At 56.3% G+C, this 26,912-nt stretch carries 23 protein-coding genes; 21 read left to right on the top strand and 2 right to left on the bottom strand.

Annotation, left to right across the window (positions count from 1 at the left end; genetic code table 11):
• Positions 1–295: 295 nt before the first annotated feature.
• The 3 genes from ilvI (at position 296) to cra (ending at position 3,729) form a co-directional block, all read left to right on the top strand.
• Positions 296–2,014: an acetolactate synthase 3 large subunit gene (ilvI, locus tag NR114_RS19245; protein ID WP_234529145.1), complete on the top strand. Its 1,719-nt coding sequence runs from the start codon at positions 296–298 to the stop codon at positions 2,012–2,014.
• Positions 2,015–2,016: 2 nt separating this feature from the next.
• A complete protein-coding gene (ilvN, locus tag NR114_RS19250; RefSeq protein WP_004932806.1) occupies positions 2,017–2,508 on the top strand; it encodes an acetolactate synthase small subunit in 492 nt (163 codons plus the stop codon).
• A 216-nt stretch (positions 2,509–2,724) separates the two neighbouring features.
• Positions 2,725–3,729, top strand: a complete 1,005-nt coding sequence (gene cra, locus NR114_RS19255) for a catabolite repressor/activator (protein WP_020825201.1) — start codon at positions 2,725–2,727, stop codon at positions 3,727–3,729.
• Between the two features lie 46 nt (positions 3,730–3,775).
• Here cra and NR114_RS19260 read toward each other — a convergent pair whose 3' ends face one another.
• The gene (locus NR114_RS19260) at positions 3,776–4,216 is read right to left on the bottom strand and encodes an L-alanine exporter AlaE (RefSeq protein ID WP_044554167.1); all 441 of its coding nucleotides are present in this window, start codon (positions 4,214–4,216) and stop codon (positions 3,776–3,778) included.
• An 869-nt stretch (positions 4,217–5,085) separates the two neighbouring features.
• Between NR114_RS19260 and mraZ the strand changes: the two genes are divergently transcribed.
• From mraZ to lpxC, 16 genes are all read left to right on the top strand, one after another.
• The gene (mraZ, locus tag NR114_RS19265) at positions 5,086–5,544 is read left to right on the top strand and encodes a division/cell wall cluster transcriptional repressor MraZ (protein ID WP_041414198.1); all 459 of its coding nucleotides are present in this window, start codon (positions 5,086–5,088) and stop codon (positions 5,542–5,544) included.
• A 2-nt stretch (positions 5,545–5,546) separates the two neighbouring features.
• Positions 5,547–6,488, top strand: a complete 942-nt coding sequence (rsmH, locus tag NR114_RS19270) for a 16S rRNA (cytosine(1402)-N(4))-methyltransferase RsmH (RefSeq protein ID WP_020825204.1) — start codon at positions 5,547–5,549, stop codon at positions 6,486–6,488.
• On the top strand, positions 6,485–6,805 hold the full coding sequence (gene ftsL / locus NR114_RS19275) for a cell division protein FtsL (RefSeq protein WP_012005204.1): 321 nt from the start codon (positions 6,485–6,487) through the stop codon (positions 6,803–6,805). The genes rsmH and ftsL overlap by 4 nt, the downstream gene beginning before the upstream one ends.
• A 42-nt stretch (positions 6,806–6,847) precedes the next feature.
• Positions 6,848–8,611, top strand: coding sequence for a peptidoglycan glycosyltransferase FtsI (locus tag NR114_RS19280; RefSeq protein WP_020825205.1), 1,764 nt, complete (start codon positions 6,848–6,850; stop codon positions 8,609–8,611).
• Positions 8,598–10,085, top strand: coding sequence for a UDP-N-acetylmuramoyl-L-alanyl-D-glutamate--2,6-diaminopimelate ligase (murE, locus tag NR114_RS19285; RefSeq protein ID WP_174573735.1), 1,488 nt, complete (start codon positions 8,598–8,600; stop codon positions 10,083–10,085). Before NR114_RS19280 ends, murE begins: the two co-directional genes overlap by 14 nt.
• Positions 10,082–11,443 carry a UDP-N-acetylmuramoyl-tripeptide--D-alanyl-D-alanine ligase gene (murF, locus tag NR114_RS19290; protein ID WP_234529146.1) on the top strand — a complete coding sequence of 454 codons (1,362 nt, stop codon included), beginning with the start codon at positions 10,082–10,084 and terminating at the stop codon, positions 11,441–11,443. The genes murE and murF overlap by 4 nt, the downstream gene beginning before the upstream one ends.
• Positions 11,437–12,519 carry a phospho-N-acetylmuramoyl-pentapeptide-transferase gene (mraY, locus tag NR114_RS19295; RefSeq protein WP_012005208.1) on the top strand — a complete coding sequence of 361 codons (1,083 nt, stop codon included), beginning with the start codon at positions 11,437–11,439 and terminating at the stop codon, positions 12,517–12,519. Before murF ends, mraY begins: the two co-directional genes overlap by 7 nt.
• 2 nt (positions 12,520–12,521) lie before the next feature.
• Complete coding sequence (gene murD, locus NR114_RS19300) at positions 12,522–13,841, top strand: UDP-N-acetylmuramoyl-L-alanine--D-glutamate ligase (protein WP_234529147.1); 1,320 nt, start codon at positions 12,522–12,524, stop codon at positions 13,839–13,841.
• A 2-nt stretch (positions 13,842–13,843) separates the two neighbouring features.
• Positions 13,844–15,040, top strand: coding sequence for a cell division protein FtsW (ftsW, locus tag NR114_RS19305; RefSeq protein ID WP_104410976.1), 1,197 nt, complete (start codon positions 13,844–13,846; stop codon positions 15,038–15,040).
• A gap of 3 nt (positions 15,041–15,043) precedes the next feature.
• Positions 15,044–16,108, top strand: a complete 1,065-nt coding sequence (gene murG / locus NR114_RS19310) for an undecaprenyldiphospho-muramoylpentapeptide beta-N-acetylglucosaminyltransferase (RefSeq protein ID WP_046374518.1) — start codon at positions 15,044–15,046, stop codon at positions 16,106–16,108.
• A gap of 81 nt (positions 16,109–16,189) precedes the next feature.
• On the top strand, positions 16,190–17,668 hold the full coding sequence (gene murC, locus NR114_RS19315) for a UDP-N-acetylmuramate--L-alanine ligase (RefSeq protein ID WP_020825211.1): 1,479 nt from the start codon (positions 16,190–16,192) through the stop codon (positions 17,666–17,668).
• Positions 17,658–18,578, top strand: a complete 921-nt coding sequence (locus tag NR114_RS19320) for a D-alanine--D-alanine ligase (RefSeq protein ID WP_122077185.1) — start codon at positions 17,658–17,660, stop codon at positions 18,576–18,578. The genes murC and NR114_RS19320 overlap by 11 nt, the downstream gene beginning before the upstream one ends.
• Before the next feature lies 1 nt (position 18,579).
• Entirely contained in the window at positions 18,580–19,431 is an 852-nt protein-coding gene (ftsQ, locus tag NR114_RS19325; protein ID WP_020825213.1) for a cell division protein FtsQ, read from the top strand.
• Positions 19,428–20,684: a cell division protein FtsA gene (gene ftsA, locus NR114_RS19330; protein ID WP_004950148.1), complete on the top strand. Its 1,257-nt coding sequence runs from the start codon at positions 19,428–19,430 to the stop codon at positions 20,682–20,684. Before ftsQ ends, ftsA begins: the two co-directional genes overlap by 4 nt.
• 74 nt (positions 20,685–20,758) lie before the next feature.
• A complete protein-coding gene (ftsZ, locus tag NR114_RS19335) occupies positions 20,759–21,913 on the top strand; it encodes a cell division protein FtsZ (protein WP_004950150.1) in 1,155 nt (384 codons plus the stop codon).
• 103 nt (positions 21,914–22,016) lie between these two features.
• A complete protein-coding gene (gene lpxC / locus NR114_RS19340; protein ID WP_037426060.1) occupies positions 22,017–22,934 on the top strand; it encodes a UDP-3-O-acyl-N-acetylglucosamine deacetylase in 918 nt (305 codons plus the stop codon).
• Positions 22,935–22,948: 14 nt separating this feature from the next.
• On the opposite strand, the gene NR114_RS19345 is transcribed toward lpxC, so the two are convergent.
• Positions 22,949–23,473 carry a DUF721 domain-containing protein gene (locus NR114_RS19345; RefSeq protein ID WP_020825215.1) on the bottom strand — a complete coding sequence of 175 codons (525 nt, stop codon included), beginning with the start codon at positions 23,471–23,473 and terminating at the stop codon, positions 22,949–22,951.
• Positions 23,474–23,499: 26 nt separating this feature from the next.
• Here NR114_RS19345 and secM point away from each other — a divergent pair, with 26 nt between their 5' ends.
• Positions 23,500–24,033, top strand: coding sequence for a secA translation cis-regulator SecM (secM, locus tag NR114_RS19350; RefSeq protein WP_130016183.1), 534 nt, complete (start codon positions 23,500–23,502; stop codon positions 24,031–24,033).
• A 90-nt stretch (positions 24,034–24,123) separates the two neighbouring features.
• Positions 24,124–26,835: a preprotein translocase subunit SecA gene (gene secA, locus NR114_RS19355; protein ID WP_020825217.1), complete on the top strand. Its 2,712-nt coding sequence runs from the start codon at positions 24,124–24,126 to the stop codon at positions 26,833–26,835.
• Positions 26,836–26,912 lie beyond the last annotated feature (77 nt).

Consider the following 26,912-nt stretch of genomic DNA (forward strand, 5'->3'; position numbering starts at 1 on the left):
TCGGCGAAAAAAACAGCATAATTCTTGCCTGATATAGTTCTGTAATTCCTCGCCTGATTGAAACAATGCCTAGCCCGAGCCGCTGGCGGCTAGTGCATTGTTTCTGTAAACACCTGATCTCCAGCCGCTTGGCAATAACCATTCCATTACCAAGCCTTTTTGCTGTTTGCCTGCCCAATATTCTGACGTTATGTTAATCAGTTAGAACCAATCCACAAAAACTTTGGGGCAATGCCCCACAGCAGGCGCTACGTTCCGGCGCCAGACAAGAAAAAGTAAGCCTGGAGGCAAACCCATGGAGATGTTGTCAGGAGCCGAGATGGTCGTCCGATCGTTGATCGATCAGGGCGTTAAGCACGTATTCGGATATCCGGGCGGGGCGGTACTCGATATTTACGATGCCCTGCATACGGTCGGAGGCATCGATCACATATTGGTGCGCCATGAGCAGGGCGCAGTGCATATGGCCGATGGCTATGCGCGCGCCACCGGTGAAGTCGGGGTGGTTCTGGTGACCTCAGGGCCGGGAGCGACCAACGCGATCACCGGCATTGCGACAGCCTATATGGACTCCATCCCGATGGTGGTGCTTTCCGGGCAGGTTCCCAGCTCGCTGATTGGTTACGATGCCTTCCAGGAGTGCGACATGGTCGGGATTTCTCGCCCGGTGGTCAAACACAGTTTCCTGGTGAAGCGTACTGAAGATATTCCCGGTATTTTGAAGAAAGCCTTCTACTTGGCTTCTACTGGCCGCCCAGGTCCGGTGGTGATTGATCTGCCGAAAGACATCGTTGGCCCGGCAGTAAGAATGCCTTATGCCTACCCGCAGGAAGTGAGCATGCGCTCCTATAACCCGACGGTGCAGGGCCACCGCGGGCAGATTAAACGCGCATTGCAAACTATCCTTTCGGCCAAGAAGCCCGTTATGTACGTCGGCGGTGGCGCGATTAATTCGGCCTGTGACGGTGAACTGCTGGAGCTGGCGGAAAAACTGAATTTACCGGTTACCTGTACCCTGATGGGATTGGGCGCGTTTCCCGGCACGCACCGCCAGAGCGTCGGTATGCTCGGTATGCACGGGACTTACGAAGCCAACAAAACCATGCATCACTCTGACGTGATCTTTGCCGTCGGCGTGCGCTTTGACGACCGTACCACCAACAACCTGGCGAAATATTGCCCGGATGCCACCGTACTGCATATCGATATCGACCCTACCTCAATCTCCAAGACGGTTGATGCCGATATCCCGATCGTCGGTGATGCCAAGCAGGTGTTGACCCAGATGCTGGAATTGTTGGCGCAGGAAGACAAAACGCAGGATCACGATGCGCTGCGCGATTGGTGGCAGTCTATTGAACAGTGGCGTGCGCGCGACTGCCTGGGCTACGACAAAAACAGCAGCACCATCAAGCCGCAGGCCGTGATTGAAACCCTGCATCGGTTGACCAAGGGCGACGCTTACGTCACCTCCGATGTTGGCCAGCACCAGATGTTCGCCGCACTCTACTACCCGTTCGACAAACCACGCCGTTGGATCAACTCCGGCGGGCTGGGCACCATGGGCTTTGGTTTGCCTGCCGCGCTGGGCGTCAAGCTGGCATTGCCTGATGAAACCGTGGTGTGCGTGACCGGCGACGGCAGTATCCAGATGAATATCCAGGAGCTTTCCACCGCATTGCAGTACAACCTGCCGGTGATCGTAGTGAACCTTAATAACCGCTATCTGGGGATGGTGAAGCAGTGGCAGGACATGATCTACTCTGGTCGTCACTCCCAGTCTTATATGGATTCCCTACCGGACTTCGTCAAGCTGGCGGAGGCTTACGGTCATGTGGGCATCGCCATTCGTACGCCGGATGAACTGGAAAGCAAACTGGCGCAGGCGCTGGCCGAAAAAGAGCGCCTGGTATTTGTCGATGTGACCGTCGATGAGACCGAACATGTTTACCCAATGCAGATCCGCGGTGGAAGCATGGACGAAATGTGGTTAAGCAAAACGGAGAGGACCTGATCATGCGCCGAATTTTATCTGTCTTGCTGGAAAACGAATCCGGTGCGTTATCGCGTGTGGTGGGTTTGTTCTCTCAGCGTGGTTACAACATCGAAAGCCTGACGGTCGCGCCGACCGACGACCCTACGCTGTCGCGTATGACGATCCAAACCGTCGGCGATGAGAAGGTGCTGGAGCAGATCGAAAAGCAATTGCATAAGCTGGTGGACGTGCTCCGCGTCAGCGAATTGGTGCAGGGCGCACACGTCGAGCGAGAAATCATGCTGGTGAAGCTGCAGGCCAGCGGTTACGGGCGTGAGGAAGTGAAGCGTTGTGCCGATATTTTCCGCGGCCAGATCGTTGACGTTACCGCTACGCTGTACACCGTTCAACTGGCCGGCACCAGCGATAAGCTGGATGCGTTCCTGAGTGCGGTGCGTGAAGTGGCCGAAATTGTTGAAGTGGCGCGTTCCGGTGTGGTCGGCGTATCGCGCGGCGATAAAATCATGCGCTGAGGGATGAGATTGGCGTAATCTGAGGGCGCGGCCAGGCTGCGCCCTTTGTTTTTCGGCGTTTTTTGCCCGTTTGCTGGCACCTTTCGGCAAAAGCGGTTGCTAGGCAGAGTTTTCTGCTGTTAGATCGCAGAGGCTGGATTGAATAACCGCACAGGATGCGATGGTTAATCCGGGCATGGTTTTCACTTCTATTTTCAGCGTCATTAAGGGGTTAACGTGAAACTGGATGAAATCGCGCGTCTCGCGGGCGTTTCGCGCACTACGGCCAGTTATGTCATCAACGGCAAGGCGAAGCAGTATCGTGTCAGCGATAAAACCGTCGAGAAAGTGATGGCCGTGGTCAGGGAGCACAACTATCACCCAAATGCCGTCGCGGCAGGGCTGCGCGCCGGGCGAACGCGCTCTATCGGTCTGGTGATCCCGGATCTGGAAAACACCAGCTACACCCGGATTGCCAACTATCTGGAGCGTCAGGCGCGCCAACGCGGCTACCAGCTGTTGATTGCCTGTTCGGAAGATCAGCCGGATAACGAAATGCGCTGCATCGAACATCTGCTGCAACGTCAGGTCGATGCGCTGATCGTTTCTACCGCTTTGCCGCCGGAGCATCCGTTCTATCAGCGTTGGGCCAACGATCCGCTGCCGATTATTGCCCTGGACCGTGCGCTGGATCGCGAGCATTTCATCAGCGTGGTGGGTGCCGACCAGGAGGACTCCTTCGCGCTGGCGCAGGAACTGCGTACCTTCCCGGCGGAATCGGTACTGTATCTGGGCGCGTTGCCAGAGCTTTCCGTCAGCTTCCTGCGTGAGCAGGGCTTCCGTCAGGCCTGGCAGGATGACGAGCGGCATGTCGATTATCTGTATGCCAATAGCTATGAGCGCGAGGCTGCTGGCGTGCTGTTTGCCGAATGGCTGAAAACCCATCCGATGCCACAGGCATTGTTCACTACCTCATTCTCATTGTTGCAAGGGGTGATGGACGTGACCTTGAAGCAGCGTGGCCGCTTACCGACCGATCTGGCGATCGCCACCTTCGGCGATCATGAGCTGCTGGACTTCCTTGAGTGCCCGGTGCTGGCGGTTGCGCAGCGTCACCGTGACGTGGCCGAACGCGTATTGGAGCTGGTGCTGGCCAGTCTGGATGAGCCGCGTAAACCTAAACCGGGTCTGACGCGCATTCGCCGCAATCTGTTCCGCCGCGGCAGTCTGAGCCGAAAATAATCCTATAGCAGGGGCGCTTAGCTGCGCTCCTGTTTCAAACTCCCCGTTATACGTAGCCTGTTACCCTGAACAGCCTTCTGCAGTATTCGAGAAAATATCCGTACACCACACCCATCGCCATCGATACCACAGCATTGCTGGCCACGGCCGTTATGATCTGCTGCCCGTCGGCACCGACGCTCCACAGGATCGCGGCATAAACCGGCGATTGGAAACTGACATAGGCCAGCAGATCGGCAAGGTTACGCAATAAAAAGGGGTATCGATCAGAACGCCTGGCAATGCGGATGAACAGATCCCGATAGCGTCCATAGGGCCAGGCGATCAGGATATTCACCGGAATCGACAGCAAGCGGGACGAGAGCGATTGTTGAAAGCTCATGCCGGAGACCAGAATTTCTATCGCCATACCGGCGATAAAGCAATACACCACCAGAGCAAAGGTATCGGCGGCGGCACTGCGCCAGTGAGTGGCAGGCGAGAGCATGGTGCAATCTCCGGTATTATGGTTAATGTTCTGTTAAATTTATTTTTTATAGTTGTTAATTCTGGTTTTTTCTTTCATTTGTAGTTTACATTGCCAGCAGGTGTCGGATAAGTAGCTTAATATTTTTATTTGGCGGCGTTGGGTGGTTTTTGTGCTGAGGACAGATGGCAGAATGTGGCGCGAAGGGATTAAAAATGGACTATTCATAACTATTCAATTAAAACAATGGGTTGCATAATTGCTGACGATAAAGCTGTTTTTCACAGTAAAAATTGTGGTCATTAAACATGTAAGGAAATGAAACCATAATTGTAAACAGGTATTTTGGGAGTAATCTTACTAAATTGATTTGAATCGAAATTAACTCGCCTCGTAATATCCGAGTAATTTATTTTTCCATCTGGCTTATCAGCGGCACTTTAATTGAAGTAAAATAGCGGCCGACTTGAGGATGAATAACCGTTGTACGTTATTAACTCAATGGCTTACGCCGTATTTCGTTTGTAGGGCGAGTTAACGCCGAGCCTTGTCTGGCGCGGCTCGCGCTCGGTTACTGCGATGTGATTGCCGAGCTGAAAAATGAGACATCGATTGCAGAAGGAAGTATTGACTTAATTAATCGCCAATTTGTCAGGTTTTTAATCAGGTTCTTTCCGCTTAGAAAATTCTCCCCGTTTATCATGATGTTAATTTTTAATCATCTAATAAATAGCGTTCCTTTCGCGAGTCAGCTCCCAAAATGACCGAAGAAATATTGCCAAAGCGCTGGCGCTCTGGCTTGACAAGGTTTTCATACCCTCCGTAAACTCCATTATGTGGGAATTTGTGGGGTAAAGTGGTGAAAACGGTCGTGAAGGGGTAACTCAGGTATGTTCCGTGGAGCAACGATGGTTAACCTCGACAGCAAAGGGCGGCTTGCCGTACCCACCCGATATCGGGATTTGCTGAACGAGCAATCGCAAGGCCAAATGGTTTGCACCATTGACCTCCACCAGCCCTGCCTGCTGCTCTACCCACTGCCCGAATGGGAAGTTATTGAACAAAAGTTATCCCGTCTGTCGAGTATGAATCCCGCCGAGCGTCGCGTTCAGCGCCTGCTGTTGGGTCATGCCAGTGAGTGTCAGATGGACAGCGCCGGCCGTTTGCTGTTAGCCACTACGCTACGTCAGCACGCCGGGCTTACCAAAGAAGTGATGCTGGTCGGGCAGTTCAACAAGTTTGAACTGTGGGATGAACAGACCTGGTATCAACAAGTCAAGGATGATATTGACGCAGAACAGTCGACTCAGGAACCGTTGTCTGAGCGGCTACAGGACTTGTCGCTATAAGCATGTTGGAAAACTATAAACACACTACCGTACTGTTGGATGAGGCGGTTAACGGCCTCAACATTCGCAGTAACGGCATCTATATCGACGGTACTTTTGGCCGCGGTGGCCATTCGCGTCTGATTCTGTCCCAGCTTGGGCCGGAAGGACGTTTGTTGGCAATTGACCGCGACCCACAGGCGATTGCAGCCGCCAAGTCTATTGATGACCCTCGTTTTAGCATCGTACACGGCCCATTTTCAGAGTTGTCGCACTATGTGCGGGAACGCGAATTAGTAGGGAAGATTGATGGCATCTTGCTCGATCTGGGGGTTTCTTCACCGCAGTTGGATGACGCGGAACGCGGTTTCTCCTTCATGCGGGACGGTCCACTGGATATGCGCATGGACTCCTCAAGCGGTCAGTCAGCCTCCGAGTGGCTGATGAAAGCGGAAGCAGACGATATCGCCTGGGTGCTGAAAACCTTCGGCGAAGAGCGTTTTGCCAAGCGTATCGCTCGCGCCATCGTAGAAAGAAATCTCGTCGAGCCGATGACCCGTACCAAAGAGCTGGCGGACTTGATCGCCAACGCAAGCCCGTTCCGGGATAAGCACAAGCACCCGGCAACCCGCAGCTTCCAGGCGATCCGTATCTACATAAACAGCGAATTGGAAGAGATCGAACGTGCGCTGGACGGCGCGCTGGAAGTGCTGGCCCCGCAGGGCCGTCTGTCGATCATCAGTTTCCACTCGCTGGAAGACCGCATTGTTAAACGCTTCATGCGTCACCATAGCCGCGGCGCTCAGGTGCCGGCTGGTATCCCGCTGACGGAAGAGCAACTGCGCAGTATGGGCGGACGCACGCTGAAAGCGCTGGGCAAGATGATGCCTGGGGATGCTGAGGTGGCGGAAAACCCACGGGCACGTAGCTCAGTGCTGCGTATTGCCGAGAGGATGCCGGTGTGATTGGCAACGAACGCCACGGTCTGGTCGGCGTGATTGGCGGCGATTTGCTGCGTAACGCCAAGATCCCACTGATTTTGCTGATTGCTTCGTTGGTGTCTGCGGTTTTCGTCGTGACCACCGCGCACCGCACCCGCTTGCTGACTGCCGAGCGCGAGCAGTTGGTTCTTGAGAGAGACGCCCTGGACATTGAGTGGCGCAACCTGATTCTTGAAGAGAACGCCCTTGGGGATCACAGTCGGGTAGAACGCATCGCAACGGAAAAACTGCAGATGCAACATGTTGATCCATCTCAGGAAAATATCATCGTTAAACAATGAATGGTTTAACTGAAATCATTACACGGAGTAGAAAGGGAACGCATGAAAGCAGCACGCCCCGGTAAGTTGAAACGCCAGGAAGATCAGGCCAGCTTTGTAAGCTGGCGTTTTGCGTTGCTGTGCGGCTGTATTTTGCTGGCGTTGGTAGGGTTGATGCTGCGGGTGGCTTATCTGCAGGTGATTAACCCGGACCGCTTGGTAAAAGAAGGCGACATGCGTTCACTGCGCGTGCAGGAAGTACCGACTGCGCGTGGCATGATCAGCGATCGTTCAGGTCGGCCGCTGGCGGTAAGTGTGCCGGTGAATGCAATCTGGGCGGATCCGAAAGAGCTGAATGAGCGCGGTGGTATCACGCTGGATAGCCGCTGGAAGGCCCTGTCCGATGCGCTGAATGTTCCGCTGGATCAGCTTTCTACCCGCATCAACGCCAACCCTAAAGGGCGCTTTGTCTATCTGGCGCGCCAGGTGAATCCGGCGATCGGCGACTACATTCGCAAGTTGAAACTGCCGGGGATTTACCTGCGTCAGGAATCCCGTCGCTACTATCCTTCCGGCCAGGTGACTTCGCACATCATTGGCGTGACCAACATTGACGGTCAGGGGATTGAAGGCGTCGAGAAGAGCTTTGACCGCTGGCTGACCGGGCAACCGGGCGAGAGAACCGTGCGTAAAGACCGCTTTGGCCGGGTCATCGAGGATATTTCTTCGGTGGACAGTCAGGCGGCGCATAACCTGGTGCTGAGCGTCGATGAGCGCCTGCAGGCATTGGTTTACCGCGAACTCAACAACGCCGTGGCCTTCAACAAGGCTGAATCCGGTACTGCAGTGCTGGTGGACGTGAATACCGGCGAAGTGTTGGCGATGGCCAACAGCCCGTCTTACAACCCGAACAATATGGCCGGTACGCCGAAAGAAACCATGCGTAACCGTGCTATCACCGATATTTTTGAGCCTGGTTCCACCGTAAAACCTATGGTGGTCATGACGGCATTGCAGCACGGCATTGTAAAAGAAAACAGCGTGCTGAATACCGTCCCTTACCGTATCAACGGCAAGGAAATCAGGGACGTTGCGCGTTACGCGGAACTCTCCCTGACCGGGATCTTGCAGAAGTCGAGTAACGTCGGCGTTTCACGGCTGGCGTTATCGATGCCGTCCTCAGCGTTAGTAGATACTTACTCTCGTTTTGGATTGGGAAAAGCGACCAATTTGGGGCTGGTCGGAGAAAGCAGTGGCATATACCCAAAAAAACAACGGTGGTCTGACATAGAGAGGGCCACCTTCTCTTTCGGCTATGGGCTAATGGTAACCCCGTTACAGTTAGCGCGAGTCTACGCAACGATCGGCAGTCTGGGCGTTTATCGCCCGCTGTCGATTACCAAAGTTGACCCACCGGTTGCCGGTGAGCGCGTCTTCCCCGAACCTGTGGTGCGCACCGTTGTGCACATGATGGAAAGCGTTGCCCTACCGGGCGGCGGTGGGGTGAAGGCGGCCATCAAGGGCTACCGCATTGCCATCAAAACCGGTACCGCCAAAAAAGTGGGCCCGGACGGCAAATACGTCAACAGATACATCGCTTATACCGCCGGCGTGGCGCCGGCCAGTAATCCTCGTTTTGCTCTGGTGGTGGTAATCAACGACCCGCAGGGTGGGAAATACTACGGTGGTGCGATCTCCGCACCGGTGTTTGGCGCCATCATGGGCGGCGTATTGCGCACCATGAACGTTGAACCGGACGCGTTGCCTACCGTTGAGAAAAGCGATTTTGTAACTAACAGAAAAGAGGGTTCAGGTGGCAGATCGTAATTTGCGCGATTTACTCGCTCCGTGGGTGCCAACGGCTCCCGGGCGCGCGCTGCGGGAAATGACATTAGACAGCCGTATTGCGGCTGCCGGGGATCTGTTTGTCGCCGTTGTCGGCCATCAAACGGATGGACGCCGCTATATTCCGCAGGCCATCGCGCAGGGCGTTGCCGCTGTGATTGCCGAAGCTGAAGGCCAGGCCGAAGACGGCGCTATCACCCAAATGCACGGCGTGCCGGTGATTTACCTGAGCCAGCTCAACCAACGCCTTTCCGCACTGGCCGGGCGTTTTTACCATGAACCGGCGGAACGTCTGCGTCTGGTCGGCGTTACGGGTACCAACGGCAAAACCACCACGACTCAGCTGCTGGCGCAGTGGGGCCAACTGCTGGGTGAAACCAGCGCCGTAATGGGCACCGTCGGCAATGGTTTGCTGGGCCAGGTTTGCCCAACAGAGAATACCACCGGCTCTGCGGTAGATGTTCAACACGTATTAAACGAGCTGGTCGATCGCGGCGCCACCTTCGCGGCGATGGAAGTTTCCTCCCACGGCCTGGTGCAAAACCGCGTGGCGGCGCTGCCGTTTGCCGCTGCGGTGTTTACCAACCTTAGTCGCGATCATCTGGACTACCACGGTGATATGGCCAATTACGAAGCGGCCAAGTGGTCGCTGTTCGCCAGTCACGAAGTAGGCCAGGCGATTATCAATGCCGATGACGAAGTCGGTCAGCGCTGGCTGAGCCAATTGCCGGATGCGGTTGCTGTCACCATGCAGGACAACCTGCAGCCTGGCTGTCACGGTCGCTGGCTGAAAACCACCGCGGTTAACTATCACGATAACGGCGCCACTATTCGCTTCAGCTCAAGCTGGGGCGATGGTGAGATTGAAAGCCGCCTGATGGGGGCGTTTAACGTCAGTAACTTGCTGTTGGCGTTGGCGACCCTGCTGTCGTTGGGGTATCCACTGGATGAACTGGTGGCCAGCGGTAATCAGCTGCAACCCGTGTGTGGCCGCATGGAAGTTTTCAACGCGCCGGGTAAACCGACGGTGGTGGTCGATTACGCCCACACCCCAGATGCGCTGGAAAAAGCGTTGGAAGCCGCGCGCCTGCACTGCCAGGGACAGTTATGGTGCGTGTTTGGCTGCGGCGGCGATCGCGACAAGGGCAAGCGTCCACTGATGGGCGGTATCGCCGAACAGTTCGCCGATCGCGTCGTTGTTACCGACGATAACCCTCGTACCGAAGAACCGCAGGCGATCATCGCCGATATCCTGACTGGCTTGCTGGATGCCGGACGCGCTCTGGTGATCCACGGTCGTGCGGAAGCCGTAACCAGCGCCATCATGCAGGCAAAAGAACAAGACGTGGTGCTGGTGGCCGGTAAGGGTCACGAGGATTACCAACTGGTGGGGAATCGCCGTCTGGATTACTCCGATCGCACCACCGTCGCGCGTTTGCTGGGGGTAGTAGCATGATCCCTGTCTCCCTTCAGGCACTGGCCGATGTATTGAGCGCTGAGCTGATCGGCGCCGATTGCCAAATCGTTGAGGTGACGACAGATACCCGTCAGGTAACCGCCGGTTGCCTGTTTGTGGCATTGAAAGGTGAGCGTTTCGACGCTCACGATTTTGCTGTTGATGCAGTAGCCGCAGGCGCCGGGGCGCTGCTGGTAAGTAAGCGCTTATTGGTGGATGTTCCGCAACTGGTGGTGAAAGACACCCGTCTGGCGTTAGGCCAACTTGCTGCATGGGTACGCAAGCAGGTACCGGCCCGAGTCGTGGCGTTAACCGGCTCATCGGGCAAGACTTCGGTGAAAGAGATGGCCGCCGCTATCCTGCGTGAGTGCGGCGAAGTGCTTTATACCGCCGGCAATTTCAATAATGACATCGGCGTGCCTTTGACGCTGCTGCGTTTGCAGCCGCAGCACGACTTTGCGGTGATTGAGCTGGGCGCTAACCACATTGGCGAAATCGCCTATACCACCGCATTAACTTGTCCGCAGACCGCCCTGGTAAATAACCTGGCGGCCGCTCACCTGGAAGGCTTTGGTTCCTTGGCCGGTGTTGCCCAGGCGAAGGGCGAAATTTTTACCGGCTTGCCGGCTGACGGCGTGGCGATCATCAACGCCGACAACAACGATTGGCCGCATTGGCAGAGCATGCTGGAGGGGAAGACCGTTTGGCGATTCTCTCCGCAGGCGGCAGAAGGCGTCGATTTCTTCGCCAGCGATGTACAGGTTAACGGTGAAGGCACACAGTTTACGTTGCACAGCCCGTTCGGCACTGCGCCTATCGCGCTGCCCCTTCCGGGGCGTCATAACGTCGCCAACGCGTTGGCGGCAACGGCACTGGCAATGTCGGCCGGTGCATCGCTCGAGGCCGTGCGTCAGGGGCTCAAACAACTGAAGGCGGTACCGGGACGTTTGTTCCCGATTGCCCTGTCTGCCGGCAAGCTGCTGTTGGATGACAGCTACAACGCCAACGTTGGCTCAATGACGGCCGCTGCGCAGGTACTGGCGGAAATGCCGGGCTACCGCGTGATGGTGGTGGGCGATATGGCAGAGCTGGGGGCGGAAGCCGAAGAGTGTCACCGTCAGGTGGGCGAAGCGGCTCGGCTGGCGGGAGTCGATAAGGTGCTGGGCGTGGGGCCATTGAGCCAAACGCTGATTGCCGCCGCCGGTAACGGCGAGCATTTTCAGAATAAGGCAGCAGTGATCGCGCGCGTGGCGGAATTACTGTCGGAACATGCGGTAATTACCGTGTTAATCAAGGGTTCACGTAGTGCCGCAATGGAGCAGGTAGTACGCGCGTTACAGGAGAAAGCACCATGTTAGTTTGGCTGGCCGAGCATTTGGTCAAATATTATTCCGGCTTCAACGTCTTTTCCTACCTGACGTTCCGAGCCATTGTCAGCCTGCTTACCGCGCTGTTCCTTTCCTTGTGGATGGGGCCGCGGGTGATCAAACGCCTGCAGGAGATGTCCTTCGGCCAGGTGGTGCGTAACGACGGTCCAGAGTCGCATTTCAGCAAGCGCGGCACGCCGACCATGGGCGGCATCATGATCCTGACCTCCATCACCGTTTCGGTGCTGATGTGGGCCTATCCGTCCAACCCTTATGTTTGGTGCGTACTGTTCGTGCTGGTGGGTTACGGCATCGTCGGTTTCGTTGACGACTACCGCAAGGTGGTGCGCAAAGACACCAAAGGGCTGATCGCCCGCTGGAAATACTTCTGGCAGTCGGTGATTGCGCTGGTGGTTGCTTTCGCCATGTATGCCGTAGGTAAAGATACGCCAGCCACCGAGCTGGTTGTGCCGTTCTTTAAGGACATCATGCCTCAGCTTGGCCTGTTGTACGTGCTGCTGGCTTACTTTGTCATCGTGGGGACCAGCAACGCGGTCAACCTGACCGACGGGCTGGACGGCCTGGCGATTATGCCGACGGTGTTCGTGGCCGCCGGTTTTGCACTGGTAGCCTGGGCGACCGGTAACATGAACTTCGCCAACTACCTGCACATTCCATATTTGCGCCACGCGGGTGAACTGGTGATCGTCTGTACCGCCATTGTCGGCGCCGGTCTGGGCTTTTTGTGGTTCAACACCTATCCGGCCCAGGTCTTCATGGGCGACGTGGGTTCGTTGGCGCTGGGCGGCGCGTTGGGCACCATTGCGGTGCTGCTGCGCCAAGAGTTTTTACTGTTGATTATGGGCGGCGTGTTCGTGGTTGAAACGCTGTCGGTGATTTTGCAGGTGGGGTCGTTCAAGCTGCGTGGGCAACGTATCTTCCGCATGGCGCCGATTCACCACCACTATGAATTGAAAGGCTGGCCGGAACCACGCGTGATCGTGCGCTTCTGGATTATTTCGCTGATGCTGGTGCTGATTGGCCTGGCGACGCTGAAGGTGCGGTAACTATGGCGGATTATCAGGGTAAGAAAGTGGTCATCATCGGGCTGGGCCTCACCGGCCTGTCCTGTGTTGATTTCTTTATGGCGCGCGGCGTAACGCCACGCGTTATGGATACCCGCATTTCACCTCCAGGGCTGGACAAGCTGCCTGAAAGCGTTGAGCGTCACCTGGGTGATTTGAATCAGGATTGGCTGTTGGCGGCGGATTTGATCGTCGCCAGCCCGGGCATGGCATTGGCGACTCCGGCGTTGAGCGCCGCTGCAGAGGCGGGCGTAGAGGTTGTCGGCGATATCGAATTGTTCTGCCGTGAAGCCCAGGCACCGATCGTGGCGATTACCGGTTCCAACGGTAAAAGCACCGTCACCACCCTGGTGGGTGAAATGGCAAAAGCCGCAGGTTGGGCAGTGGGCGTCGGTGGCAATATCGGCCTGCCTGCGTTGAGCCTGCTGCGTCAGGAATGCCAATTGTACGTGCTGGAGCTGTCGAGCTTCCAACTGGAAACCACTTACAGCCTGCACGCGGCTGCGGCGACCATTTTGAACGTCACCGAAGATCATATGGATCGCTATCCGTTTGGGCTGCAGCAATACCGTGCCGCCAAGCTGAAGGTCTATGAAAATGCCAGCCTGTGCGTGGTCAATGCCGACGACGCATTGACGATGCCGATTCGCGGGGCGGATCAGCGTTGCATCAGCTTTGGCGCCGATGTGGGCGACTATCACCTGAACCGCCAACTGGGCGAGACCTGGTTGCGCGTGCGCGGCGAGAAAATCCTGAACACCCGCGAAATGAAGCTGACTGGCCGCCATAACTACACCAATGCGTTGGCGGCGCTGGCATTGGCCGATGCGGTGAACATCCCGCGCGCTTCCAGCCTGAAAGCGTTGACCACCTATACCGGTTTGGCGCACCGCTTCCAATTGGCCTGGGAACATAACGGCGTTCGCTGGATTAACGATTCTAAAGCCACCAACGTTGGCAGTACCGAAGCGGCGTTGAATGGTCTGCAGGTGGACGGCACCTTGCACCTGCTGTTGGGCGGCGACGGCAAATCGGCCGATTTCTCCCCGCTGGCGCGCTATCTGCAAGGCGATAACGTTCGCCTTTACTGCTTCGGCCGTGATGGCGAACAGTTGGCTCAGCTACGGCCGGAGGTCGCTACGCTGACCGAGACTATGGAACAGGCTATGCAGACGATAGCCGGCCGGGTGCAACCTGGCGATATGGTGTTGCTGTCACCCGCCTGTGCCAGCCTGGATCAGTTCCGCAATTTTGAAGTACGCGGCGACGAGTTTACTCGTTTGGCACAGGAGCTTGGCGGATGAGACTGCGCTTGCCGAACTTCGGGCTGACAGAGCTCTTTAAAAACTGGGTGGCGGGATCGCGAGATAACGATTCGGCCAATATGGTGCTGTACGACCGTACCCTGCTGTGGCTGACCTTTGGGTTGGCCATTATCGGTTTTGTGATGGTGACTTCGGCTTCGATGCCGATCGGTCAGCGCCTGGCGGACGATCCGTTCTTGTTCGCCAAGCGTGATGCGTTGTACCTCGGGCTGGCGTTCGGTCTGTCGATGGTGACCTTGCGCATTCCGATGGAAGTCTGGCAGCGCTACAGCAACATCATGCTGCTGTTGTCGATTGTGATGCTGTTGATCGTATTGGTGGTCGGCAGCTCGGTAAACGGGGCATCGCGCTGGATCTCGCTGGGGCCGCTGCGTATTCAGCCGGCAGAGCTGTCCAAGCTGTCGCTGTTCTGTTACCTGGCGAGTTATCTGGTGCGCAAAGTAGAAGAGGTGCGCAGCAACTTCTGGGGCTTCTGCAAGCCGATGGGCGTCATGGTGGTGTTGGCCGTGCTGCTGCTGGCTCAGCCGGACCTCGGTACCGTGGTGGTGCTGTTTATCACCACGCTGGCAATGCTGTTCCTGGCCGGCGCGAAAATGTGGCAATTCCTGGCGATTATCGGATCCGGAGCCTTCGCGGTAGTGCTGTTGATCATCGCCGAACCTTACCGTATGCGCCGCGTGACTTCGTTCTGGAATCCGTGGGCCGATCCGTTCGGCAGTGGCTACCAGCTGACCCAGTCACTGATGGCCTTTGGCCGTGGTGAGTTCTGGGGACAAGGGCTGGGTAATTCGGTGCAGAAACTCGAGTATTTGCCGGAAGCGCACACCGACTTTATCTTCTCGATTTTAGGCGAAGAGCTGGGCTATATCGGTGTGGTTTTTGCATTGTTAATGGTATTCTGCGTCGCTTTTCGTGCTATGTCGATTGGCCGCCGTGCGCTGGAGATTGATCAGCGCTTTTCTGGCTTCTTGGCCTGCTCAATTGGCGTGTGGTTTAGCTTCCAGGCGCTGGTCAACGTCGGTGCCGCTGCCGGAATGCTTCCCACTAAAGGCTTAACGTTACCGCTGATAAGCTATGGCGGTTCGAGCCTGTTGATTATGTCGACGGCGATCGTGCTGTTGCTGCGTATTGATTATGAAACGCGTCTGGCTAAAGCCCAGGCGTTTGTGAAGAGGTAAGGGATGAGCGGGAAACCTAAGCGTTTAATGGTGATGGCAGGCGGTACCGGCGGACACGTGTTCCCGGGACTGGCAGTCGCACATCATCTGATGGCGCAGGGCTGGCAGGTGCGCTGGCTTGGAACCGCAGACCGAATGGAAGCCGATCTGGTGCCAAAGCACGGGATCGAGATTGATTTCATCCGTATTTCCGGCTTGCGCGGCAAAGGGCTGAAGGCCCAGCTGAGCGCGCCGCTGCGTATCTGGCAAGCCGTACGTCAGGCGAAGGCGATTATGCGCAGCTACCAACCGGACGTGGTGCTGGGGATGGGTGGCTACGTTTCTGGTCCTGGCGGTTTGGCCGCATGGCTGTGCGGCATCCCGGTGGTGCTGCATGAACAAAACGGCATTGCCGGGCTGACCAACCGTTGGTTGGCGCGCATTGCCAAGAAGGTCCTGCAGGCCTTCCCTGGCGCGTTCCCCAATGCGGACGTGGTGGGCAACCCGGTACGCACTGACGTATTGGCGCTGCCGCTGCCGGCAGAGCGATTGACGGGGCGTGAAGGGCCCATTCGCGTACTGGTGATTGGCGGCAGTCAGGGTGCCCGGGTGCTGAATCAGACAGTTCCTGAAGTCGCGGCGAGATTGGGCGATAGAATTACGCTCTGGCATCAGGTAGGCAAAGGTGCGCTGGAAAATGTGTTGCGCGACTACGAGAGGGTAGGGCAGACGCAACACAAAGTGACCGAGTTTATTGATGACATGGCGGCGGCGTACGCTTGGGCTGATGTCGTGGTGTGCCGCTCCGGCGCGCTGACGGTCAGCGAGATCGCCGCTGCGGGCCTTCCTGCGATCTTCGTGCCTTTCATGCACAAAGACCGCCAACAGTATTGGAATGCCCGCCCGCTGGAAGAAGCCGGTGCGGCGAAGATTATCGAGCAACCGCAGTTTAACGCCGATGTGGTGGCGGAGCTGCTGGCTGGCTGGGATCGTCCTACGCTGCTGGCTATGGCCGAAAAGGCCCGTGCCGTGGCCATTCCGGATGCTACCGAACGCGTAGCTGCGGAGCTGGTGCGCGTCGCCAAATAATATGCAGGGGTCCGGTTCACCGGGCCTGAATTAAAGAATGTCATAGGGGCCCGGCATGCCGGACCTGGATTAGAGAGAGTGATGAATACACAACAACTGGCGAAACTACGTACTATCGTGCCCGAGATGCGACGCGTCCGGCACATTCACTTTGTCGGCATCGGTGGCGCCGGCATGGGTGGTATCGCCGAAGTGTTGGCCAATGAAGGTTATCAAATCAGCGGTTCCGACCTGGCACCGAATCCGGTAACCCAGCAGTTGAGCGCGCTCGGGGCGACGATTTACTTCCATCACCGTCCGGAGAACGTACTGGATGCCAGCGTAGTCGTGGTTTCTACCGCGATTTCTGCCGACAACCCGGAAATTGTCGCCGCTCGTGAAGCGCGTATTCCGGTAATCCGCCGCGCAGAGATGTTGGCCGAACTGATGCGTTTTCGTCACGGCATCGCCGTTGCCGGTACGCATGGCAAGACCACGACCACGGCAATGGTGTCGAGCATTTATGCCGAAGCCGGTCTGGACCCGACCTTCGTTAACGGCGGGCTGGTGAAAGCGGCAGGAACTCATGCGCGTTTGGGCTCCAGCCGTTACCTGATTGCGGAAGCGGATGAGAGCGATGCTTCTTTCTTGCATCTGCAACCGATGGTGGCGATTGTCACCAATATCGAAGCCGACCATATGGAGACCTACCAGGGCGACTTCGAAAACCTGAAGCAGACGTTTATTAACTTTTTGCACAACCTGCCGTTCTACGGCCGTGCGGTGATGTGTATTGACGATCCGGTGGTGCGTGAATTGCTGCCACGCGTGGGTCGCCATATCACCACTTACGGTTTCAGCGACGATGCCGACGTTCGCATCGAGAGCTACCGTCAGGTTGGAGCCCAGGGCCACTTCACCCTGAGCCGCCAGGACAAGCCGCTGATGACGGTGACGCTGAATGCGCCGGGTCGTCACAACGCGTTGAACGCGGCGGCGGCAGTGGCGGTGGCAACGGAAGAGGGCATTGACGACGCAGATATCCTGCGTGCGTTGGCCAGCTTCCAGGGAACCGGTCGCCGCTTTGATTTCCTCGGCGAATTCCCGCTGGAGCCGGTAAATGGCAAAAGCGGCAGTGCGATGCTGGTGGACGACTATGGCCACCACCCGACCGAGGTCGACGCGACGCTGAAGGCCGCACGTGCAGGCTGGCCGGACAAGCGTCTGGTGATGATTTTCCAGCCGCACCGTTACACGCGTACTCGCGATCTGTATGACGACTTTGCCAATGTGCTGTCGCAGGTGGACGTGCTGCTGATGCTGGACGTTTACTCTGCCGGTGAAACGGCAATTCCGGGGGCGGACAGCCGCTCGCTGTGCCGTACCATCCGCAGCCGCGGCAAGCTGGATCCGATTCTGGTGTCTGATGCGGATACCGTGCCGGAAACCCTGGCAGGGTTGCTGCAAGCGGACGATTTAGTGCTGGTGCAGGGCGCCGGCAACGTGGGGAAAGTCGCACGCAAACTGGCTGAGCTGAAGCTGCAGCCACAGAAAAAAGAGGAGGAACATCATGGCCGATAAAGTTGCCGTACTGCTGGGTGGCACCTCCGCTGAACGTGAAGTGTCATTGCAATCCGGTGCCGCCGTGCTGGCCGGGCTGCGTGAAGCCGGTATCGACGCTCACGGCATCGATATCCGTGATTTCCCGGTCACCCAGTTGAAAGAACATGGGTTTACCAAAGTGTTTATCGCGCTACATGGCCGAGGCGGTGAAGACGGTACCTTGCAAGGCATGTTGGAGTTCCTCGAACTGCCTTATACCGGCAGTGGCGTGATGGCTTCAGCACTGACCATGGACAAGTGGCGCACCAAAATGGTGTGGCAGTCGATGGGCTTGCCGGTGGCGCCTTATGTTGCGCTGAATCGTCAGCAATATGCCGGTGCGGAAAAAGAGGCGCTGATCGCGCGCATAGAGGCCTTGGGCCTGCCGCTGATCGTCAAGCCGAGCCGTGAAGGCTCCAGCGTTGGTATGAGCAAAGTTACCGAGCGTGGCGCTCTTGAGGCGGCTCTGGAAGAAGGTTTCCGTCATGACGACGACGTGCTGGTCGAGAAGTGGCTGAGCGGTCCGGAATACACGGTAGCGATGCTGGGCGATCGGGTATTGCCTTCCATCCGGATTCAACCGGCCGGCGTGTTTTACGACTACCAAGCCAAGTACATCTCGGACGATACCCAGTATTTCTGTCCGAGCGGCCTGGGTGCGGAACAGGAAGCCGAAATGGCGTCTCTGGCGTTACGCGCCTATCGTGGGCTGGACTGCAGCGGCTGGGGCCGCGTTGATGTGATGCAGGATAGCGATGGCAGCTTCTATCTGCTTGAGGTGAATACCTCGCCGGGCATGACCAGTCATAGCCTGGTGCCGATGGCAGCGCGCCAGTCTGGTTTAAGCTTCTCGCAGCTGGTAGCGAGAATTTTGGAATTGGCCGACTGATATGTCGCAAGCTGCCCTGAATGCGCGTGAACGCGAGGTGGACAACAACCCGCGACGCAGCAATGGAACCCAGTTGGCGGGAATGATTTTCCTGCTGATGGTGTTGGGAACGGTCCTGTGGAGTGGGTGGGCGGTGATTGGCTGGATGAAAGATGCCAGCCGCCTGCCGCTGTCACGACTGGTGGTGACCGGTGAACGTCACTACACCACCAACGACGATATTCGTCAGGCTATCCTGGCGCTGGGATCGCCGGGGACGTTCATGACGCAGGATGTGGATATCATCCAGCAGCAGATTGAACGTCTGCCGTGGATCAAGCAGGCCAGCGTGCGCAAGCAGTGGCCGGATGAGCTGAAGATCCACCTGGTGGAATATGTCCCGGTGGCGCGCTGGAATGATTTGCACATGGTAGATGCCGAAGGCAAATCCTTCAGCGTGCCTGCAGAACGAATTGGCAAACAGAAGTTGCCGTTGCTGTATGGTCCGGAAGGGAGCGAACAGGATGTTCTTGAAGGTTACCGGACCATGAGCAGCATGTTAGCGGCCAGCAAATATACGCTGAAAATGGCGGCCATGAGCGCCCGCCATTCCTGGCAGCTGGCTTTGGATAATGATGTTCGGCTGGAGCTGGGACGCGACGATCGCACCGGACGCCTGCAGCGCTTTATCGAGCTTTACCCGGTATTGCAGCAGCAGGGGCAGGCAGAAAGCAAGCGAGTCAGTTATGTCGACTTACGCTACGAGGCCGGTGCATCGGTAGGTTGGGCCCCCGTGTTTATCGACCCGCAGGCTGCAGGCGATCGGCAGAACAGTAATCAGCAACAGAATCAGGCACAGGCAAAACAACAATGATCAAGTCGACGGACAGAAAACTGGTAGTTGGACTGGAGATCGGTACTGCAAAAGTCTCCGCATTGGTAGGGGAAGTTCTGCCCGATGGCATGGTCAACATTATCGGGGTGGGCAGTTGCCCGTCTCGCGGTATGGATAAGGGTGGCGTTAACGACCTGGAGTCGGTAGTGAAGTGCGTACAGCGCGCTATCGATCAGGCCGAACTGATGGCGGATTGTCAGATTTCTTCGGTTTACCTCGCATTATCGGGTAAACACATCAGCTGCCAGAACGAAATAGGGATGGTTCCTATTTCCGAAGAGGAAGTGACACAGGAAGATGTGGAGAACGTGGTGCATACCGCTAAATCGGTACGCGTCCGTGATGAACACCGCATCCTGCACGTCATCCCTCAGGAATACGCCATCGATTATCAGGAAGGCATCAAAAACCCGGTCGGGTTGTCCGGCGTGCGTATGCAAGCCAAGGTGCACCTGATCACCTGCCATAACGATATGGCTAAGAACATCGTTAAGGCAGTAGAACGTTGTGGTCTGAAAGTTGACCAACTTATTTTCGCCGGTCTGGCCGCCAGCTATGCGGTACTGACCGAAGATGAGCGCGAGCTCGGCGTTTGTGTGGTGGATATCGGCGGCGGCACCATGGATATGGCGGTGTACACCGGCGGTGCGCTGCGCCACACCAAAGTGATCCCTTACGCCGGGAACGTGGTCACCAGCGATATCGCTTACGCCTTCGGCACGCCGCCGACAGACGCGGAAGCGATCAAAGTTCGACACGGCTGTGCGCTTGGGTCGATTGTTAGCAAGGATGAAAGTGTAGAGGTGCCAAGCGTTGGAGGACGTCCTCCTCGGAGTCTGCAAAGACAGACACTGGCTGAAGTGATTGAGCCACGCTACACCGAACTGTTGAATCTGGTTAACGATGAAATTTTGCAATTGCAGGAGCAACTGCGTCAGCAAGGGGTGAAGCATCATCTGGCAGCGGGTATTGTGCTGACCGGTGGTGCCGCCCAGATTGATGGCCTGGCAGCCTGTGCGCAACGGGTGTTCCACACCCAGGTACGCATCGGCCAACCCTTGAACATCACGGGTCTGACGGATTATGCGCAGGAGCCTTACTATTCTACGGCGGTAGGTCTGCTGCACTATGGAAAAGAGTCTCACCTGAGCGGTGAGGCAGAAGTAGAAAAACGCGCCTCGGTGGGCAATTGGTTTAAACGTATCAATAGCTGGCTGAGAAAAGAGTTTTAATGTTTCAACAAAGAGATCATGCTGAGTAATCTTTTTATGATCTCGCAGCGACAGGCACAAAACGGAGAGAAACTATGTTTGAACCAATGGAACTAACCAATGACGCGGTGATTAAAGTCATCGGCGTCGGCGGTGGCGGTGGCAACGCCGTTGAACACATGGTGCGCGAGCGCATCGAAGGTGTTGAATTCTTTGCCGTGAATACAGACGCTCAGGCGCTTCGTAAAACGGCAGTTGGCCAAACCATCCAGATCGGTAGCGGTATTACCAAAGGTCTGGGTGCAGGCGCGAACCCTGAAGTGGGTCGCAATTCAGCGGAAGAAGACCGTGAAGCCCTGCGCGCCGCACTGGATGGTGCAGACATGGTCTTCATTGCAGCCGGCATGGGCGGCGGTACCGGTACCGGTGCAGCGCCAGTCGTCGCTGAAGTTGCTAAAGACCTGGGTATTCTGACAGTGGCCGTGGTGACCAAGCCTTTCAATTTTGAAGGCAAGAAACGCATGGCGTTCGCTGAGCAGGGTATCGCAGAATTGTCCAAACATGTGGACTCACTGATCACTATCCCGAACGACAAGCTGTTGAAAGTTCTGGGTCGCGGCATTTCTCTGTTGGACGCGTTTGGTGCGGCTAACGACGTGCTGAAAGGCGCGGTACAGGGTATTGCCGAACTGATCACCCGTCCGGGCCTGATGAACGTCGACTTCGCCGACGTGCGCACCGTAATGTCCGAAATGGGCTACGCGATGATGGGTTCCGGCGTTGCCTGTGGTGAAGACCGTGCTGAAGAAGCTGCGGAAATGGCGATCTCCAGCCCACTGCTGGAAGATATCGACCTGTCCGGCGCTCGCGGCGTGCTGGTCAACATCACCGCCGGCTTCGACCTGCGCTTGGATGAGTTCGAAACCGTGGGTAACACCATTCGTGCTTTCGCTTCCGACAACGCGACCGTGGTAATTGGTACGTCGCTGGATCCGGAAATGAACGACGAACTGCGCGTAACCGTGGTTGCGACCGGTATCGGCATGGACAAACGTCCGGAAATCACTCTGGTCACCAATAAACAGGCCAGCCAGCCAGTGATGGATCATCGCTACCAGCAGCACGGCATGTCGCCGCTGCCGCAGGAAGTGAAACCTGCCGCCAAGGTGGTTAACGATCCGACTGCGCAGCCTAATAAAGAGCCCGACTATCTTGATATTCCAGCCTTCCTGCGCAAGCAGGCAGACTAAGAATATCCTGAGAATTTGGAATCTCCGCTCTTTGTGCTAAACTGTCCCGCCAGCCATGCTGTATGCTTGGCTGGTAGGATTGATAACATTGCGAGATAAAACGATGATCAAACAAAGGACATTAAAACGTATTGTTCAGGCGACTGGTGTCGGTTTACATACCGGCAAGAAAGTCACGCTGACAATGCGACCCGCGGCGGCTAATACCGGGGTCATCTATCGTCGCACTGACTTGAATCCACCGGTTGATTTTCCGGCTGATGCAAAATCCGTGCGTGATACCATGCTCTGTACCTGCCTGGTCAATGAGCATGACGTGCGTATTTCTACCGTTGAGCATCTTAATGCCGCGCTGGCTGGGTTGGGCATCGACAACATCGTTATCGAAGTTGACGCTGCTGAAATCCCTATCATGGACGGCAGTGCCAGTCCGTTCGTCTTCCTGTTGCTGGATGCCGGCATTGAAGAACTGAACTCTGCGAAGAAATTCCTGCGTCTGAAAGACACCGTGCGTGTTGAAGATGGCGACAAGTGGGCCGAGCTGTCCCCGCATAACGGGTTCCGCCTGGACTTCACCATCGACTTCAACCACCCGGCGATCGACGCCAGTACGCAACGCTACCGCCTTGATTTCTCTGCCGACTCGTTCGTGCGTCAAATCAGCCGTGCGCGTACTTTCGGCTTCATGCGTGATATCGAATATTTACAGTCCCGTGGCCTGGCCTTGGGCGGCAGCTTTGACTGCGCTATCGTGGTAGATGATTACCGCGTGCTGAACGAAGACGGCCTGCGCTTCGAAGACGAATTCGTGCGTCACAAAATGCTGGACGCCATCGGCGACCTGTTCATGTGCGGCCATAATATCATTGGCGCGTTTACCGCGTACAAGTCTGGTCATGCGCTGAACAACAAGCTGCTTCAAGCAGTTCTGGCGAAACAGGAAGCGTGGGAATACGTCACCTTCCAGGACGAAGCCGAAATGCCACTGGCATTCAAAGCTCCGTCAACCGTATTGGCATAAGTCGATACCGCTGATTACTTATCACGACTGGTAGCGTTGGCACTCTCTCCGGCCAACGACGCCAGTCGTTCTAATATCTTGCGCAGTTTTTCTGGGCTCCGGCTCGCCAATACCCTTAATTCCCCAGCACTTTCCTGACTCAGATGACGCATAGGCACGCTTGACTGCGTATTTCCTGCCGTTTTTGCGGCGTCCTGCACAAGGTTGTTCCCTTTTGCCATCAAGGCCGGATTAATCCTGATGTCGATCGACGACAATGATGGTAGAATTTGCGCTCGTAGTGCTGATAATAAAGCCGGTTGTTCGTAACGTAGACGCATCATCCAGCTGGCATTTGCCGTTTCTAGCACTAAAATACCCTGTCGGAAATTTGCGACGCGGCACCAAGGATGCAGTTGAACGGGCAACAGGCCTTTCACTGCACGGTTAAGCTTAAGCAACGCGACTGCGCGTTGTTGGACGTTATGCAGTGGCCCTTTGTCTTCTGCAGACGCGTCGTCGAACAGGGAATCTAATAATTGTGGACGGCTATCGCGCATAATGGGCTCCGGCGGATTATAAACTCGTGATCGGTATTCTAAATCGTTGGCGACAATTTGGCAGACGTTATTTCTGGCCCCATCTCCTTTTAGGGATGGTTGCGGCCACGCTTGGCGTACCTACCAATCTGACCGGCAACCCCGATCAAGCCGCTCTGCCGAGCACCTCGTCCAGCCTGAACCGGCAAAACTCTGCCAGTGGCGCCTTCAATAGCCTGGCGTTACTGCAGGAAGCGCACCGTCGTCCGACCTTTAGCGTCGACTACTGGCACCAGCATGCGCTTCGTACCGTCATTCGTCACCTCTCTTTTGCGCTTGCGCCGCAGGCCGTTTACGCTCGGGTGCAGGAAAGCGAAGCGGAAGTGACCGAACCCCCATTGCAGGTAGCGCAACTGGCGCTGCTTTCTACCCTTAATGCGCTGCTGACGCACGAGCCGAAGCCGCCGACCATCATTCGCACCACTCACCACGCCGTGCTGCCCGCTGTTGCGCAGCATCAGGCCGGGTTGTGGCTTGCGCAAGTGCAGGGCATTCGCGCCGGACCTGCAACCTCAAGCTAATTTCTTGCCCCTCGGGCGACAAAAAAAACCTAAAAAATAACATCAAGTTGACTGCCTGTGTTGGCCGTCATGACAGAGATATCAAACATCATGTTAGTGAAATTATTGACCAAAGTTTTTGGTAGCCGTAACGATCGTACGCTGCGCCGCATGCGCAAATCGGTTGAGCTGATCAACCAGATGGAACCGGACATGGAAAAACTGTCCGATGACGAACTGAAAGCCAAGACCAACGAGTTCCGCGCGCGCCTGGAAAAGGGGGAAGTGCTGGAAAACCTGCTGCCTGAGGCCTTCGCAGTAGTGCGTGAGGCGAGCAAGCGCGTCTTCGGCATGCGTCACTTCGACGTGCAGCTGCTGGGCGGCATGGTGCTGAATGACCGCTGTATCGCAGAGATGCGCACCGGTGAAGGTAAAACCCTAACCGCAACCTTGCCGGCCTATCTGAACGCCCTGAGCGGTCGTGGCGTGCACGTGGTAACCGTCAACGACTATCTGGCACAGCGTGACGCCGAGAACAACCGCCCGCTGTTCGAGTTCCTCGGTTTGAGCATCGGCATCAACCTGCCGGGCATGCCGGCACCGGCCAAGCGTGAAGCCTATGCCGCGGACATTACCTACGGCACCAACAACGAATACGGTTTTGACTATCTGCGCGACAACATGGCGTTCAGCCCGGAAGAGCGCGTTCAGCGCAAACTGCACTATGCGCTGGTGGATGAGGTTGACTCCATCCTGATCGACGAAGCGCGTACGCCGTTGATCATCTCTGGCCCGGCTGAAGATAGCTCCGAGATGTACATCAAGGTTAACAAGCTGATCCCTAAACTGATCCGTCAGGAAAAAGAAGATTCGGATTCCTTCCAGGGCGAAGGCCACTTCTCGGTTGACGAAAAGGCGCGCCAGGTGCACCTGACCGAACGCGGCCTGATCCTGATCGAAGAAATGCTGATGGAAGCCGGCATCATGGACGAAGGGGAGTCACTGTACTCACCGACCAACATCATGCTGATGCACCACGTGACCGCGGCTCTGCGTGCCCATGTGCTGTTTACCCGTGACGTTGACTACATCGTAAAAGACGGTGAAGTCATCATCGTCGACGAACACACCGGCCGTACCATGCACGGCCGTCGCTGGTCCGATGGCCTGCACCAGGCGGTGGAAGCCAAAGAAGGCGTGGAAATCCAGAACGAAAACCAGACTCTGGCCTCCATCACCTTCCAGAACTACTTCCGCCTGTACGAGAAGCTGGCTGGGATGACCGGTACCGCCGACACCGAAGCTTTTGAATTCAGCTCGATCTACAAGCTGGATACCATCGTGGTGCCGACCAACCGTCCAATGCTACGTAAAGACATGCCGGATCTGGTCTACATGACCGAGCATGAGAAGATTGGCGCCATCATTGAAGATATTCGTGAGCGCACCGCTAACGGCCAGCCGGTTCTGGTCGGTACGATTTCAATCGAGAAATCCGAAGTGGTTTCGCGTGAGCTGGAGAAAGCCGGTATCGCCCATAAGGTGTTGAACGCCAAGTTCCACGCCATGGAAGCGGACATCGTTGCTCAGGCCGGCCAGACCTCTGCGGTTACCATCGCTACCAACATGGCCGGTCGTGGTACCGATATCGTGTTGGGCGGCAGCTGGCAGGCAGAGATTGCCCAGTTGGAAGATCCAACCGAAGAGCAAATCGCGGCGATTAAAGAGGCCTGGAAAATCCGTCACGATGCTGTACTGGCAGCCGGTGGCCTGCACATCATTGGTACCGAGCGTCATGAATCACGCCGTATCGATAACCAGTTGCGCGGCCGTTCCGGTCGTCAGGGTGATGCCGGTTCATCCCGCTTCTACCTGTCGATGGAAGATGCCCTGATGCGTATTTTCGCCTCCGATCGCGTTTCCAACATGATGCGTAAATTGGGGATGAAAGAAGGTGAGGCCATTGAGCACCCATGGGTCACCAAAGCGATTGCCAACGCCCAGCGTAAAGTAGAAAGCCGCAACTTCGACATTCGTAAGCAACTGCTGGAATACGATGACGTGGCCAACGATCAGCGCCGCGCGATCTACAGCCAGCGTAACGAACTGCTGGACGTGTCTGACGTTAGCGAAACCATTGCCAGCATCCGTGAAGACGTGTTCAAGACCACTATCGACGGCTACATTCAACCGCAGTCGCTGGAAGAAGAGTGGGATATTCAGGGGCTGACCGAACGTCTGAAAAACGATTTCGATCTGGATATGCCTATCGCCGAATGGTTGGATAAAGAGCCTGAGCTGCACGAAGAAACGCTGCGTGAGCGTATTCTGGAAAAAGCCAAGGAAGAGTACCAGCGTAAAGAAGAAGTGGTTGGCACCGAGATGATGCGCAACTTCGAGAAAGGCGTGATGCTGCAGACGCTGGATTCCCTGTGGAAAGAGCATCTGGCGGCCATGGACTACCTGCGTCAGGGTATCCATCTGCGTGGTTATGCGCAGAAAGATCCTAAGCAGGAGTACAAGCGCGAGTCCTTCAACATGTTTGCTACCATGCTGGAATCACTGAAGCATGAAGTGATCAGCGTGCTGAGCAAGGTTCAGGTGCGGATGCCGGAAGAGGTTGAAGCCTTGGAACTGCAGCGTCGTGAAGAAGCTGAGCGTCTGGCCAAACAGCAGCAGCTGAGCCACTATGAAGAAAACGCGCTGGTGACTGAAGATCCTAATGCGCCGACCATCGCAGAACGTAAAGTGGGCCGTAACGATCCGTGCCCATGCGGTTCCGGTAAAAAATACAAACAGTGTCACGGTCGTCTGCAGAACTAAGCCGACACTGTTTAACGAATAAAACCCAGGGGTTCAGCGTGCTGAGCCCCTGTTTTTTGGGGCTGCATTCCGCGCTC

Origin of the sequence: Serratia sp. Ser99 (assembly GCF_024519545.1) — a bacterium.
In the GTDB taxonomy this organism is placed as follows: domain Bacteria; phylum Pseudomonadota; class Gammaproteobacteria; order Enterobacterales; family Enterobacteriaceae; genus Serratia; species Serratia liquefaciens.

What these genes read in the sequence shown, in the direction of transcription:
- ilvI (WP_234529145.1), top strand. Translation starts at nt 296, where the DNA reads ATGGAGATGTTGTCAGGAGCCGAGATGGTCGTCCGATCGTTGATCGAT.
- ilvN (WP_004932806.1), top strand. Translation starts at nt 2,017, where the DNA reads ATGCGCCGAATTTTATCTGTCTTGCTGGAAAACGAATCCGGTGCGTTA.
- NR114_RS19260 (WP_044554167.1), bottom strand. Translation starts at nt 4,216, where the DNA reads ATGCTCTCGCCTGCCACTCACTGGCGCAGTGCCGCCGCCGATACCTTT.
- mraZ (WP_041414198.1), top strand. Translation starts at nt 5,086, where the DNA reads ATGTTCCGTGGAGCAACGATGGTTAACCTCGACAGCAAAGGGCGGCTT.
- rsmH (WP_020825204.1), top strand. Translation starts at nt 5,547, where the DNA reads ATGTTGGAAAACTATAAACACACTACCGTACTGTTGGATGAGGCGGTT.
- NR114_RS19280 (WP_020825205.1), top strand. Translation starts at nt 6,848, where the DNA reads ATGAAAGCAGCACGCCCCGGTAAGTTGAAACGCCAGGAAGATCAGGCC.
- murF (WP_234529146.1), top strand. Translation starts at nt 10,082, where the DNA reads ATGATCCCTGTCTCCCTTCAGGCACTGGCCGATGTATTGAGCGCTGAG.
- mraY (WP_012005208.1), top strand. Translation starts at nt 11,437, where the DNA reads ATGTTAGTTTGGCTGGCCGAGCATTTGGTCAAATATTATTCCGGCTTC.
- murD (WP_234529147.1), top strand. Translation starts at nt 12,522, where the DNA reads ATGGCGGATTATCAGGGTAAGAAAGTGGTCATCATCGGGCTGGGCCTC.
- murG (WP_046374518.1), top strand. Translation starts at nt 15,044, where the DNA reads ATGAGCGGGAAACCTAAGCGTTTAATGGTGATGGCAGGCGGTACCGGC.
- murC (WP_020825211.1), top strand. Translation starts at nt 16,190, where the DNA reads ATGAATACACAACAACTGGCGAAACTACGTACTATCGTGCCCGAGATG.
- NR114_RS19320 (WP_122077185.1), top strand. Translation starts at nt 17,658, where the DNA reads ATGGCCGATAAAGTTGCCGTACTGCTGGGTGGCACCTCCGCTGAACGT.
- ftsQ (WP_020825213.1), top strand. Translation starts at nt 18,580, where the DNA reads ATGTCGCAAGCTGCCCTGAATGCGCGTGAACGCGAGGTGGACAACAAC.
- ftsA (WP_004950148.1), top strand. Translation starts at nt 19,428, where the DNA reads ATGATCAAGTCGACGGACAGAAAACTGGTAGTTGGACTGGAGATCGGT.
- ftsZ (WP_004950150.1), top strand. Translation starts at nt 20,759, where the DNA reads ATGTTTGAACCAATGGAACTAACCAATGACGCGGTGATTAAAGTCATC.
- lpxC (WP_037426060.1), top strand. Translation starts at nt 22,017, where the DNA reads ATGATCAAACAAAGGACATTAAAACGTATTGTTCAGGCGACTGGTGTC.
- NR114_RS19345 (WP_020825215.1), bottom strand. Translation starts at nt 23,473, where the DNA reads ATGCGCGATAGCCGTCCACAATTATTAGATTCCCTGTTCGACGACGCG.
- secA (WP_020825217.1), top strand. Translation starts at nt 24,124, where the DNA reads ATGTTAGTGAAATTATTGACCAAAGTTTTTGGTAGCCGTAACGATCGT.